A 12,292-nucleotide genomic window follows, 5' to 3' on the forward strand; every position below is an offset into this window, starting at 1 on the left:
AACTTTAATGCCATGCCGCGCGCGGGAGAACCAGGCTAGAAGCCCGGCACCGCACCGGCTCAACCAGAACAACGATCGACATTCACGGAGGAAATCATGGCTCAAGAACGCGTCGCCCTCGTCACGGGTGGAACGCGCGGCATCGGCGCCGCCATTTCCAAGCGTCTCAAGGACAAGGGCTACAAGGTCGCGGCCAATTACGGCGGCAACGACGAGGCGGCCAACGCCTTCAAGGCCGAGACTGGCATCCCGGTGTTCAAGTTCGATGTCGGCGATCTCGCCAGCTGCGAGGCCGGCATCAAGGCGATCGAGGCCGAGCTCGGGCCGATCGACATCCTGGTCAACAACGCCGGCATCACCCGCGACGGCGCCTTCCACAAGATGACGTTCGAGAAGTGGCAGGCGGTCATCAAGACCAACCTCGACTCGATGTTCACCTGCACCCGTCCGCTGATCGACGGCATGCGCGCGCGCAATTTCGGCCGCATCATCATCATCTCGTCGATCAACGGCCAGAAGGGCCAGGCCGGCCAGACCAACTACTCCGCCGCCAAGTCCGGCGTGATCGGCTTCGCCAAGGCCCTGGCGCAGGAGAGCGCCTCGAAGGGCATCACCGTGAACGTGGTGGCGCCGGGCTACATCGCCACCGAAATGGTGATGGCGGTGCCGGAGGACATCCGCAACAAGATCATCTCGACGATCCCCACGGGCCGCCTCGGTGAGGCCGACGAGATCGCCCACGCGGTCGAATACCTCGCCAGCGACGAGGCCGGCTTCGTGACCGGCTCGACCCTCACGATCAATGGCGGTCAGCACTTCGTCTGATCGGCGCCCGACCGCCTGAAACACGATACCGCGAGCGAGAGCCGCCGATCCGGGAACGGGTCGGCGGCTTTCCTGCTTTCAGCACAGGGCGCGCCGGGAGGAATCGGCAAGCGGACAGCCGTGCAGCTTGGCAATGCGTCCGGATACGATATGGAGAATGCCGTATTCGCTCTTGCCGCGGGCATGGTACTGGTATCGTTGAACCATGCCCGCTGGTATCCATCCTGTCCTGTTTTTCCCTCGATGACCCGACCGTGCTGCGCCTCGCGCTGATCCTCCGTCGCAACCTGCCGCGTCTCGCGGGCTTCGCGACCGTTCCCCTGATCCGAGCCCTGTTCTGGCTCGCCCGCGCGCTCGGAACCGATCGGGCGAGCGCGATCGGCGGATGGATCGCCCGCACGGTCGGCCCGCTCCTGCCCTCGCACCGGACCGCCATGGCCAATCTGCGGATGGCCTATCCGGGGGGCGACGATCGGCAGCTGCGGGAGATCGCGCTGGGGGCCTGGGACAATCTCGGCCGCACCGGTGCGGAATACGCCCATCTCGACCGGATCTTCGACGTCGATCCCGACGACGCGGCGACCCAGCGCATGGAGGTGCGCGGGATCGACCAGTTCAACGCGATCCGCGACGACGGCAAGCCGGGACTGATCTTCTCGGCCCATCTCGCCAATTGGGAGCTGCCGGCGATCTGCGCCCACAAATTCGGGCTTGAGACGACGGCGGTGTTCCGCCCCCCGAACAACCCGGCGGCCGCGCAGCTGGTGCAGGAGGTGCGCCGCAAGACCATGGGGGGGCTCGCCGCCTCCGGCCCCGGCGCGGTCTTCGCCATGCAGGGCGCGGTCGAGCGGGGTGGGCACCTCGGCCAACTCATCGACCAGCACTTCACCCGCGGGGTGGTGGTGCGCTTCTTCGGCCAGCCGGTGCTGGTCAATCCCCTGCTCGGGAAGCTCGTCCGCCATCACGAATGCCCAGTCCACGGGGTGCGCGTGGTGCGCAAGGCCGGAGGGCGCTTCCTGCTCGAATTGACCCCCGCCCTCGACCTGCCCCGCGGCCCGGACGGGCTGATCGACGTTCAGGGCGCGATGCAGGCGATGACGTCGGTCGTGGAAGATTGGGTCCGCGAGAATCCCGGCCAGTGGCTGTGGATGCATCGCCGCTGGCGCCCGGCGATGCTGCCGAAGGCGGTCGCGCTGCCGAGCGTGACGGGACGTGCCCCCGAGGCCGTCCTCGACGGGGCGCGGGGACGCTGATGCGGGGCGCGCGGGCGGCGGTTCTTGCGGTGGCGGCGTCCCTCGCGCTCCTCGCTCCGCCCGCCATAGCCGGCCCCGAGACGGCACCGCCGGTGCGCGCGGTGGTCGAGATGTTCACCAGTCAGGGCTGCTCGGCCTGCCTCCCCGCCGACCGGCTGACAGGGGAATTCAGCCGCGAACCCGGACTGCTCTCGCTCACGGTGCCGGTGACCTATTGGGATTATCTCGGCTGGAAGGACACCCTCGCCGACCACGCATTCGATGAACGTCAGCGGGCCTATGCCGTCCAGAACCGGCTTCCTCAACTCGCCACGCCCCAGGCCGTGGTGAGCGGCCGGGATCTGATCCCCGGCTCCGACCGCTTGCGGCTGTCGCGTCTCGTCGCGGAATCCGGGCCGCTGCCGGTGCGGGTGAAGGTCTGCGAGCGCAACGAGCGGATCGTCATCGATGTCGAAGCGCAGGCGACCGCGTGGCCGGCCGAGATCTGGCTGGTGCCCGTCGCCCGCAGCCGACCCGTCGCGATCGGGCGCGGCGCCAACGAGGGCCGCGTCGCGGTCTACGCGAATGTCGTGCGCGGCTTCCATCGGGTCGGCACGTGGAGCGGCGCCGCGATCCGCCTCGAACTGTCCCGCGCCATCACCCATGTCAACGGTGCCGACGGTTACGCCGTGCTGCTGCAGACGGGCGGCGTGAGCCGGGCCGGGCGGATCATCGGGGCCGCCAAGGGCCCGGGGCTGTAACGGTCGAAAAGGTGGCGAACGGCTTTCGGAAAAAGCTGACGCGGCGCCGGAAGCGAGGGGATCCCCCGGAGCTTGAAACCGGGACGATTGCCTAGACCCACTCGCCCCGGCGCATCACCGGCACGGCCTCGCCCGTTTCGGAAAGACCGTCGACGTCGATCTCGGCCGATCCGATCATCCAATCAATATGGATCAGGCTGCGATTGGCCCCGCGCTCGGTCAGATCGGCCTCGCTCAGGCCCTCGCCGCCATTGCGGAAGCATTTCGAGTAGGCCTGTCCGAGGGCGATGTGGCTCGCGGCGTTCTCGTCGTAGAGCGTGTTGTAGAACAACAGCCCGGACGCGGAGATCGCCGACGAAGCGGGCACCAGGGCGACTTCGCCGAGCCGGGCGGCGCCCTCGTCGGTTTCCAGCACCTTGGCGAGCACGTCGGCGCCGGTGCGGGCGGTCGCCTCGACGATACGGCCCTCGGAGAACCGGACGCGAATGCCGTCGATCAGGGTGCCCTGGTAGGAAAGCGGCTTGGTGCTCGTCACAAACCCGTCGACCCGCATCCGGTGAGGCGTGGTGAACACCTCTTCGGTCGGAATATTGGCATTGCAGACGATGCCGTTCTTGGCCGTGGTGGCGCCGCCGCACCATTCGTGATCGTCGGCCAAGCCCACGGTCAGATCGGTGCCGGGGCCGACGAACCGGAGCGCCGCGAAGCGGGCGCCGTTGAGCCGCTCGGTGCGCTCGCGCAGGTCCCGATTGTGCGTTTCCCAGGCGGCGACCGGGTCGGGCCCATCGATACGAGAGGCGGCGAAGACCGCGTCCCACAGCCGCGCCAGCGCCTCATCCTCGGGCAGGTCCGGAAACACGGTTCGGGCCCAAGGCGTGGTCGCCGCCGAGACGATGGTCCAATTGGTGGAGAAGCCTGCGATCAGTTCCAGGGCCGGCACGTAGGCCCTCGACCGCGCGCGGTTGGCGCGGGCGACCTTGGTCGGGTCCTGGCCTGCCAGAAGGGAGGGGTCGTCGCCCGAAATGGCGAGCCGCGCTGCGCCGCTGCGATAGGCGTCGGCCATGCCCGCATAGAGCCAGCCGGCCGCGTGATCGAAGGCTTCGTCGGGGGCGTGGCTGAACCGGGCGAGGGTCGCGGCATCGTCCGCGTAGAAGGTGGAGACCAGCGAGGCGCCGGCCCGATAGGCGTGCTCGGTGATGGCGCGGGCGAGCGCCACCGCCTCCAGGGGCGCCGTCATCACCAATTCCTGACCGGGTCGAAGCCCGAGGCCGACCCGGACCGCAACCTGGGCGAGCCGGTCGAGGCGGTCCGCGAACGAAGCGGCGGAGGCCGGAAGCGTGGAGGGGCCGGTCATCGAAGAGCCTTCCTGCGGATCGTCCCGATGCGCGCCGGCCGGTTCAGGGTCGGATCGAGGGCCGGGGCCTGCTCAGGCCGCGCGCGACCACGTGATCTCGCCCAGATTCTCCCGGAAGGCAAAGCGCAGGAGATGATCGGACACGACATTCTCCAACCGCGTCAATCCGGCCGGGTCCGGCGTGGCGACCCGCATCAGCAGGGCATCGGGGCTTGCCTCGAAGGTGCAGATCCGGTCCTCGCCGAAAGGAACGCGACCGTGGTCGTCGCTCGCCTCGACGGGAAACTTGTGGCTCCAGTGGCGGCAGAGCTGCTTGAGGTAGCGGCTCGCTTCCGCAGTGGGGACACGGGCCTGGGACGTGGGCATGTCGGTCTCCTTCGGAACGTTCATCGGCCGGATCGCCGGTTCGGCACATCGGGATTCCCGGGCCGCATATGGGTCGCCCCCGCGCCGGCCGGGATGCGGTGCGGTACGTCCCGGTGGGGTCTCAGCATCGCAGCGCAGCATGGGGGTGCGGGGTAAAAGTGTCATGCGACGAAACCGAGGCGGCAGGGTCCGCCACGCATCGCCATTGCAGGCGATTGTCGGGTCGCAATAGTTAACGATCCCATCATCCGGGATGCGATTCCGGTTGTGCACAAGGCTGATTCCCCGCGCTTTCGGCGGGGATGATGCCGTTTTCTTGTGCGTCGCACAATAACGAGCTGGCAACCGGATGTGTTCCGGAATGCGCCGCGGGCGCGCGATCACGCCGACAAGAATACGTAGTCAGACCGGCAGGGCCGGGGGCGGATCGGCGGAGAGGGCGACGACCTTGCCGGGGTTGAGCAGATCGTGCGGATCCAGGGCCGCCTTGAGGCGGCGCATCAGGTCGAGACCGACCGGATCGGCGGTGCGGGCGAGTTCGTCGCGCTTGATGAGGCCCACCCCGTGCTCCGCGGCGATCGAGCCGTCCATCCGCTCGACGATCCCGTGGACGATGTCGTTGAAGCGAGCCCAGGCGGCGAGGAACGCGGCTTTGTCCATGCCAACGGGCTGGGTGAGGTTGAAGTGGATGTTGCCGTCCCCGAAATGCCCGAACGGGCAGGGGCGCAATCCCGGCATCGCGGCACGGCAGGCGGCTTCCGCCTCTTCCAGGAAGTCGGCGAGGCGCGACAGCGGCAGCGACACGTCGTGCTTGATCGAGCCGCCCTCCGCCTTCTGCACTTCGGGCAGGAGTTCGCGCAGGCGCCACAGGGCGGCGTCCTGCGCCGCGCTGCCGCCGATGGTCGCGTCCTCGACCAAGCCCGCCTCCATCGCCTCGGCGAGCAAGGCCTCCAGCTCGGTGCGGGTGTCGGCACCGGGGCGCGGGGATGACAGCTCGACCAGCGCGTAGGCCGCGTGCTCGCCTTCCAGGGGCGCGCGCACGTCGATGCCGTGGCGCAGGACGATTTCGAGACCGAAGCGCGGGATGTATTCGAAGGCGGTGAGCCCCCGATCCGCCCCGGACCGCAGCCGTTCGAACAGCGCGAGGGCCGCCCGCGCGGAGGGAAGGCCGACGAAGCCGACGCTGCGGGACAGGACGCGCGGGAACAGCTTGAGGGTCGCGGCGGTGATGATCCCGAGCGTGCCCTCGGATCCGATGAAGGCGTGCTTGAGATCGTAGCCCGCGTTGTTCTTGCGAAGGGCCTTCAGCCCGTTCCAGACCCGACCGTCGGCAAGCACCACCTCCAGTCCGAGCACGAGATCGCGGGCATTGCCATAGGCCAGCACCGCGAGCCCCCCGGCATTGGTGGCGATGCCACCGCCGATGCGGGCCGTCCCCTCCGCCGCCCAGGAGAGCGGAAACAGCATCCCGGCCTCTTCCGCCGCCGCCTGCACATCCGCGAGGATCATACCGGCCTCGACCGTCATGCTTGCCCCGAGGGGATCGACCGCCCGCAGGCGGTTGAGACGGTTGAGCGACAGCACGATCCCGCCGAAGGGCACGCCGCCGCCGACGAGGCCCGTGTTGCCGCCCTGCGCCGTCACCGGCACGCGCGCCTCGGCACAGGCCGCGACCACGGCGGCGACCTCCTCGGTGGTACCGGGCTCCACGAGCGCGAGGGCGTGACCGCGATAGAGGCCGCGCGATTCGACGAGATGCGGCGCCAGCGCCTCCGGATCGGTCCGCACGTGACGCGCGCCGAGCCGCTCCGTGAGGGTGGCGAGCAGGCGCGCAGGGGACGTGTCGGGCATCGGGGGCAGGGGGCTTGGTGGGTCGGGTCTCGATGATAGGGGGCGGCGACCGGTTTTGCACGGAGGTCCGTGCTTCCATCCGAGAGGCGCTCGGCGGTGATCGCGGCGCGGTGCAACGCGGCGAGACCTGGGATACCTGTCTTGCGACGACATCGACCCGAGGCCGCTGAACGCCATGCTGTCCGTGATCCCGAATCCTCCGCGTCCCGCCCTGCCGATCCACGGCAGCACCGATCTGTTCCCGGTGCGCCGGGTGTACTGCGTCGGGCGCAATTACCGCGCCCATGCCCGCGAGATGGGCGCCGACGAGCGCGACCCGCCGTTCTTCTTCCTCAAGCCCGCCGACACCCTGCAGGTCGTGCCCGAGGGCGGCCGGGCGGAACATCCCTACCCGCCGCGCACCGAGAACTACCATTTCGAGGTGGAGCTGGTGGCGGCGCTGGGTCGCGGCGGGCGGGACATCCCGGTCGAGATCGCCGGCGCGCATATCTACGGCTACGCGGTCGGCCTCGACATGACCCGGCGCGATCTCCAGGACGAGGCCAAGCGCCAGTCGCGCCCCTGGGAGATGGGCAAGGCCGCCGATCTTTCCGCGCCGATCGGCCCCCTGCATGCGGCTGGCGATATCGGCCATCCACAAGCGGGCGCGATCACGCTGCATCTCGACGGTGAGGAGCGCCAGCGCGGCGACCTCTCGGAGATGATCTGGTCGGTGCCGGAGCAGGTGGCTCTGCTCTCGACCTATTTCGAGCTGCATCCGGGAGACCTGATCTTCACCGGAACGCCCTCGGGCGTCGGGCCGATCGCCCGCGGACAGACGCTGACCGCCCGCATCGAGGGCGTCGGAAGCTTTTCCCTCGCAGTCGCCTGAAAGGGCGCAACGGGCTCGTCGCACATCATGCTCAGTCTCGACCGTCCCTGGCTGTATGGCCTCTTCATGCGCGCCGGCCTCCTCACCCGCGGCATGACGCTCGGTGTGCGGGGGGTGGCGATCGACGGGGAGGACCGGGTCTGCCTCGTCCGTCACACCTATGTCGGCGGCTGGCACCTGCCCGGGGGGGCGATCGATCCCGGGGAAAGCGCGCCGGAATCCATGCGCCGGGAATTCCATGAGGAGGCGAGGATCGCCGTTCCGCCGGACGCGCCCCTGCGGCTGCACGGTTTCTTCCTCAACGCACGGGCGCCCCGGCGGGACCATATCGCGGTCTATGTCGCGCCGACTTTCGCGGTGGTCGGACCGAAGCGGCCCGACCGGGAAATCGCCGAATGCGCCTTCTTCCCCCTCGAATCCCTGCCGCCGGAAACCACCCGGGCGACCCGGGCACGCCTCGATGAGATCCGGGCGGGACGCCCCCCCGCAGAAGAATGGTGAGCCCCGACAAGAAAAAGCGAAGGTCGCACTTGCAACGCCCGTCGGAATGGTGTTTAGAACGCCCACCGACGGCGAGCGCCACGGCGGCGCCGGACGGAACAAGAGAGCGGGTGTAGCTCAGGGGTAGAGCACAACCTTGCCAAGGTTGGGGTCGAGGGTTCGAATCCCTTCGCCCGCTCCAGTTTTCCCAACCACATTATCACAGGCGCGGCCGTCACAAGACGGGCTGCAAACTGCGTAGAACTCGCCGGAATGGCAAGTCGGACGCGGTTTGGCCCTTGCGTCAACGGCATTTCGCTGTCTACGAACATCGGGATGCGGTTTGTCCGATGCACTGGGCGTTCGCACACGAACCGCGCCCTTTGGTCTTTCGTTAAGGCCGCGTCTCCATAATCAACGTGTCGGCCGGACTGATCCGGCCCGGAAGTCTTGCCACATGCGCAATAGTTCTCGACGGTCCTTCACCGTCGAAGTCAAATCGGTTGGCCGCCGATCCTCGACATTCATCCCGACCCGCGTGAGTGCGCCCCCTGAGCTCGCGTCTCAGACCGTTTTCTCGACCCCGGTGGTCAACCGGGAACCGATGACGGAGAAGCGGCGGGTTCTCCCCAACCTGATCGAGCCGGAAGTGCCGGCGATCGAGCCCGCAGCGCTGCCCATGGCCGAAGATGTGCCGCCGCGACGCCCCCGTGGCCGCCCACGCAAAGTTCTGCCGGCAGCGACTGCGCCGGTGGCCGCCGAGGCCGAGCGGGCCATCGTGGTCGAGCCTGTCATCGTCACCGCCCCCGTCCCGGCGCCCGTCGCCGATCCGGAGGGCCCCGAGACCGAGCGGTCGGCCCCCTTGCTGCGCAAGCGCAAGGACATTCCGGCCGCCGAACTCCCCCGTGGCGAGCGGTGGAAGCTCCGTCGGCTCGGGCGCTGGAGCCGGTAGGGCGAAACGGGGCACCGACACTGAGGGGATACTCCCGGATTTCGGATCCGAGACGGTCGTCCTCGCGATCGGATGGTTCGACGCGCACCACCGCCCGAGCTGTCCGGAAACCATCTCCCGTCAAATGGGCTGCGCTCCGGGCGACGATCGGTCAAAGGCCGCGTTGTCGGCTTCAGCCGATCTCGACTGGAGCCCGCCATGATCACCCGCGCCGCCGCCCTAGCCCTGCTGTGTCTCGCTGCTGCCCCGGATGCCCGGGCGGCGGCCTTTGACGATCTCAAGGCCGACCTTGCCGTTTGCCTGCGTTTCGAACTCGACGGGGCTCGGGGGCAGCGCGGCGCGGCCGGATACGCTCTGCGCCGATGCGCCGTCGAAGTCGAACGGCTGGACCGGGCCGATCCGCGCCGCCTTCCCGGCGACCACGGGCTCAGCCCATCCACACGATCGGTGATCGACGCGGTCCTCCGTTCCGGCGGCCGGACGGACTCCCGCCGGGCCCGTTGACCGAAACCGGTTTGGTCCTGCCATCCTTGCCGCCTTATCCTCGACCGGGTCGCGGCGGAACGAGGATGCCATGCCTACGGTCAGCACCTGCCTCTGGTTCGAGCGAGAGGCCGAGGCGGCGGTGAACCGCTACGTCTCCCTCATTCCCGATTCGCGCATCGAGCTAATCCAACATGCGCCCGGTCCCTGGCCGGGCGGGCAAACGGGCGACGTGATCCTGATCGCCTTCACGCTCGGCGGCCAGAACTTCCAGGCTCTCAACGGCGGTTCGCGGATCGCGTACCAGACCGCGGCCTCGATCTCGGTTCCCTGCGCCGATCAGGCGGAGGTCGACCGGTTATGGGCGGCGCTGGCGGACGGCGGAGAGGAACTCGCCTGCGGCTGGCTGCGCGACCGCTGGGGCGTGCCGTGGCAGATCTTTCCGGAAACGCTGCCACGCTTGCTGACCGACCCCGATCCGGCGGTCGCCGCCCGCGTGTTCACCGCCATGCAGGGGATGGTGAAGATCGACGAGGCGGCCCTGGCACGCGCCGCAGCCGGATGAGGACACCGCGCCCTGGGCCGCCCTAACGATTGGCTCACCCTCCCGGGATAATGTCCTCGCTAGCCTCTTGGCTCGGACCTGAAGGAAGCGCCCACCATGAGCAGCGGCATCGCCCATTCGCCCGCACGGCTGTCGGAGGTTTCGCGCCTCGCCACCCTGCTGGCCGATCAAGCGCTCGACGCGCAGATCGAGCGTCGACCGATCCCCGATCTTCAATTGCGCGCCCTCGTCGACGCTGCCGAACTGCTCGACGCCTATGGGCAGGCCCTGCCGCCGCTGCTCGGCCAAGTGATGCACGAGATCAATATCGGTTCGGACCGGGCCGACCCGCGTCGAACGGGCCGCGACGACGAGATCGGACGCCTCGCATGGATGCTGCGTCCGTTCCGCCATCGGGCACAGGAACGGAACTGACCCCCGCGGATATCAGTCCGTCCCGGGACGGGGAGGGGGATCAGGCCCACCCGCGCTCGGAAAGTTTCGTCTCGAACGCCGTGATGGCCGGAGCCCGCTCCAGCGTCAGCCCGATCTCATCGAGGCCGTTGAGCAGATTATGCTTGCGGCCCTCGTCGATGTCGAAATGGAGCGTGCCGCCGTCGGGCCCCTTGATGGTCTGGGCGGCGAGGTCGATCGTCAGGGTCGCGTTGGCGCCCCGCTCGGCGTCGAGGAACAGTTTTTCCAGATCCTCGGCCGAGACCACGATCGCCAGGATGCCGTTCTTCGCGCAATTGTTGAAGAAGATGTCCGCGAAGCTCGTCGAGATCACGCAGCGAATACCGAAATCGGCCAGTGCCCAGGGCGCGTGTTCGCGCGAGGAGCCGCAGCCGAAATTGTCGCCGACGACGAGGATCTTGGCATTGCGGTAGGCCGGCTGATTCAGGATGAAATCCGGATTCTCCGAACCGTCGTCGTTGTAGCGCATCTCGGAGAACAGGCCCTTCCCGAGGCCGGTGCGCTTGATCGTCTTGAGATACTGCTTCGGAATGATCCGGTCGGTATCGACGTTGATGATCCGCATGGGCGCGGCAACGCCCTCCAGGGTCGTGAACTTTTCCATGGCTCTTCTCGAAATCGTCGCGCGGACGGGCTATGCTGGTCCCGTTCCGATGTCCGGCGCGTTCTAGCAGCGAGGTCGCCGCGCCGGAAGGCGTGCGGACGGAGCACGCTCCGGCCTCGGCCTTGCGTGGTCCGCCACCGGGACACCAGGGAGACGCTGCGAGACATGGCCGAGCCGTCCGATACCTTCAAGAAGGCCCCCAAGCGCAAGCCCGCCAAGGGTAAGAGCGTGGCGGTCTCGCCCGAGATGCGGCAGGCCTATGCCGACCTCATCAAGGAACGCGAGGCGAAACAGGAGACCTACGGGCGCCACCTGCCGCAGGATCCGACCCGCGGGCGCTGATCCGCCGGACTTCGCGGCCCGTCCCACCCGGATCGCTTCAGGCGCGGCTCGCAGCTTTCGTCGTGCCGCGCATCCTCTCCCGCACGTTCGCGGCGCGCTCAGCGCTTGCGCACGAATTCCGTACGCAGGACGAGGCCCTTGATGGTCTCGTGACGACAATCGATCTCCTCGGGATCGTCCGTCAGGCGGATCGAACGGATCACCGTTCCCTGCTTCAAGGTCTGGTTCGCGCCCTTGACCTTCAGGTCCTTGATCAGGACCACGGCATCGCCGTCGGCGAGGACGTTGCCGGAGGCATCGCGGGTTACGGACGCGGCCGCCTTGGCCGCCGCCATCTCCGAGGCCGGGCGCCATTCGCCGGTCGCCTCGTCGTACAGGTAAGCGTCGTCGTCGGTGGTCAAAGTCCGTTCCTCGGCTGTGGAAGCGATCGTTCTGCCATCACAGGTCGGCTGGGCAAGGGGGGCGCAAGCAGGGCTGTGCCCCGCTCGATCGGTTCGCCGACCGTCAATCTGCCAGCGGTCGCGTTCTCGCCGCTCGCTTGTACCGCCCCCCTGCATTGACTACCCCTCGGCATCGGAGCGGCCACGGCGCCGCGTCATGCCAGGAGCATTCATGCATCGTCGTCTCATCGGTCTCGCAATGGCCACGGCGTTCGCCGCCAGCGGCACAGGTGGTCAGGCGGAGACGATGCCGGCCCGGAAGGCTGGCCTGTGGGAGAGCACGACGATCACGGCGGACCAGAATGTGACCGCCCGCCAATGCATCGATGCCAACACCGACCAATTCGCGCAGGGCGTCTTCGGTGGCGGACAGAATTGTTCGAAGAACACGCTCACGAAAACGAGCGCCGGTTACGAGGGTGCGAGCGCGTGCACGATCGGTACCGTCTCGGCCATCGCGAAGAGCATGATCACCGGCGACTTCGACAGTAAGATCCATATGGTCGTCGACACGACGCTGACGGGGCTCCCCGGCGCGAAGGAGCCGGTGCAGCGGCAGATGGTGATCGATGCGACCTATCTCGGCCCCTGTGAGACCGGCCAGAGCCCCGGCGACATCATCCTCCCCGGCGGCAAAGTCGTGAAGATGCCCAATCCGGCAGCGCGGTGATCGTCGTCGCGTAGGGCGACCGCCGGTCGGCTGCTTCCTCGGC

17 protein-coding genes and 1 tRNA gene are annotated in these 12,292 nt (G+C 68.3%); 11 read left to right on the forward strand and 7 right to left on the reverse strand.

Going from position 1 to position 12,292, the window contains the following annotated elements; translation table 11 throughout:
* Positions 1 to 96 precede the first annotated feature (96 nt).
* Complete coding sequence (gene phbB, locus OWC43_RS15235) at positions 97 to 825, forward strand: acetoacetyl-CoA reductase (protein WP_137831677.1); 729 nt, start codon at positions 97 to 99, stop codon at positions 823 to 825.
* Between the two features lie 78 nt (positions 826 to 903).
* On the opposite strand, the gene OWC43_RS15240 is transcribed toward phbB, so the two are convergent.
* Positions 904 to 1,032, reverse strand: coding sequence for a hypothetical protein (locus OWC43_RS15240; protein ID WP_393957270.1), 129 nt, complete (start codon positions 1,030 to 1,032; stop codon positions 904 to 906).
* Positions 1,033 to 1,079: 47 nt separating this feature from the next.
* Between OWC43_RS15240 and OWC43_RS15245 the strand changes: the two genes are divergently transcribed.
* Positions 1,080 to 2,078 (forward strand): lipid A biosynthesis lauroyl acyltransferase, encoded by a 999-nt coding sequence (locus OWC43_RS15245; RefSeq protein ID WP_393957271.1) that lies wholly within the window; start codon positions 1,080 to 1,082, stop codon positions 2,076 to 2,078.
* A 29-nt stretch (positions 2,079 to 2,107) separates the two neighbouring features.
* Entirely contained in the window at positions 2,108 to 2,818 is a 711-nt protein-coding gene (locus OWC43_RS15250; protein ID WP_393957272.1) for a DUF1223 domain-containing protein, read from the forward strand.
* Between the two features lie 91 nt (positions 2,819 to 2,909).
* On the opposite strand, the gene OWC43_RS15255 is transcribed toward OWC43_RS15250, so the two are convergent.
* From OWC43_RS15255 to OWC43_RS15265, 3 genes are all read right to left on the reverse strand, one after another.
* Positions 2,910 to 4,172 carry an aminopeptidase gene (locus OWC43_RS15255; RefSeq protein ID WP_393957275.1) on the reverse strand — a complete coding sequence of 421 codons (1,263 nt, stop codon included), beginning with the start codon at positions 4,170 to 4,172 and terminating at the stop codon, positions 2,910 to 2,912.
* 72 nt (positions 4,173 to 4,244) lie between these two features.
* Positions 4,245 to 4,538 carry a DUF2218 domain-containing protein gene (locus OWC43_RS15260; RefSeq protein WP_137831681.1) on the reverse strand — a complete coding sequence of 98 codons (294 nt, stop codon included), beginning with the start codon at positions 4,536 to 4,538 and terminating at the stop codon, positions 4,245 to 4,247.
* A gap of 402 nt (positions 4,539 to 4,940) precedes the next feature.
* A complete protein-coding gene (locus tag OWC43_RS15265) occupies positions 4,941 to 6,389 on the reverse strand; it encodes an FAD-binding oxidoreductase (RefSeq protein WP_393957276.1) in 1,449 nt (482 codons plus the stop codon).
* Positions 6,390 to 6,564: 175 nt separating this feature from the next.
* Between OWC43_RS15265 and OWC43_RS15270 the strand changes: the two genes are divergently transcribed.
* From OWC43_RS15270 to OWC43_RS15285, 4 genes are all read left to right on the forward strand, one after another.
* On the forward strand, positions 6,565 to 7,260 hold the full coding sequence (locus OWC43_RS15270) for a fumarylacetoacetate hydrolase family protein (RefSeq protein ID WP_393957277.1): 696 nt from the start codon (positions 6,565 to 6,567) through the stop codon (positions 7,258 to 7,260).
* A 27-nt stretch (positions 7,261 to 7,287) separates the two neighbouring features.
* Positions 7,288 to 7,761: an NUDIX domain-containing protein gene (locus OWC43_RS15275; RefSeq protein WP_137831403.1), complete on the forward strand. Its 474-nt coding sequence runs from the start codon at positions 7,288 to 7,290 to the stop codon at positions 7,759 to 7,761.
* Positions 7,762 to 7,867: 106 nt separating this feature from the next.
* Positions 7,868 to 7,942 (forward strand) — tRNA-Gly (locus OWC43_RS15280).
* A 402-nt stretch (positions 7,943 to 8,344) separates the two neighbouring features.
* On the forward strand, positions 8,345 to 8,692 hold the full coding sequence (locus OWC43_RS15285) for a hypothetical protein (RefSeq protein ID WP_393957278.1): 348 nt from the start codon (positions 8,345 to 8,347) through the stop codon (positions 8,690 to 8,692).
* A gap of 219 nt (positions 8,693 to 8,911) precedes the next feature.
* Here the strand turns inward: OWC43_RS15285 and OWC43_RS15290 are convergent, their stop codons facing one another.
* Positions 8,912 to 9,115, reverse strand: coding sequence for a hypothetical protein (locus OWC43_RS15290; protein ID WP_393957279.1), 204 nt, complete (start codon positions 9,113 to 9,115; stop codon positions 8,912 to 8,914).
* Between the two features lie 151 nt (positions 9,116 to 9,266).
* Between OWC43_RS15290 and OWC43_RS15295 the strand changes: the two genes are divergently transcribed.
* Positions 9,267 to 9,740: a VOC family protein gene (locus tag OWC43_RS15295; protein WP_238308251.1), complete on the forward strand. Its 474-nt coding sequence runs from the start codon at positions 9,267 to 9,269 to the stop codon at positions 9,738 to 9,740.
* A 96-nt stretch (positions 9,741 to 9,836) separates the two neighbouring features.
* Entirely contained in the window at positions 9,837 to 10,154 is a 318-nt protein-coding gene (locus OWC43_RS15300; RefSeq protein WP_137831407.1) for a hypothetical protein, read from the forward strand.
* A 40-nt stretch (positions 10,155 to 10,194) separates the two neighbouring features.
* On the opposite strand, the gene leuD is transcribed toward OWC43_RS15300, so the two are convergent.
* A complete protein-coding gene (gene leuD, locus OWC43_RS15305) occupies positions 10,195 to 10,797 on the reverse strand; it encodes a 3-isopropylmalate dehydratase small subunit (RefSeq protein WP_137831408.1) in 603 nt (200 codons plus the stop codon).
* Positions 10,798 to 10,962: 165 nt separating this feature from the next.
* On the opposite strand from leuD, the gene OWC43_RS15310 reads away from it, so the two are divergent.
* Complete coding sequence (locus OWC43_RS15310) at positions 10,963 to 11,139, forward strand: hypothetical protein (RefSeq protein WP_171015580.1); 177 nt, start codon at positions 10,963 to 10,965, stop codon at positions 11,137 to 11,139.
* Positions 11,140 to 11,237: 98 nt separating this feature from the next.
* On the opposite strand, the gene OWC43_RS15315 is transcribed toward OWC43_RS15310, so the two are convergent.
* The gene (locus tag OWC43_RS15315; RefSeq protein WP_393958568.1) at positions 11,238 to 11,474 is read right to left on the reverse strand and encodes an alkylphosphonate utilization protein; all 237 of its coding nucleotides are present in this window, start codon (positions 11,472 to 11,474) and stop codon (positions 11,238 to 11,240) included.
* 304 nt (positions 11,475 to 11,778) lie between these two features.
* On the opposite strand from OWC43_RS15315, the gene OWC43_RS15320 reads away from it, so the two are divergent.
* The gene (locus tag OWC43_RS15320; protein ID WP_393957282.1) at positions 11,779 to 12,249 is read left to right on the forward strand and encodes a DUF3617 domain-containing protein; all 471 of its coding nucleotides are present in this window, start codon (positions 11,779 to 11,781) and stop codon (positions 12,247 to 12,249) included.
* Positions 12,250 to 12,292 lie beyond the last annotated feature (43 nt).

Source organism: Methylorubrum sp. POS3, from assembly GCF_043352485.1.
GTDB classification, from domain to species: domain Bacteria; phylum Pseudomonadota; class Alphaproteobacteria; order Rhizobiales; family Beijerinckiaceae; genus Methylobacterium; species Methylobacterium suomiense.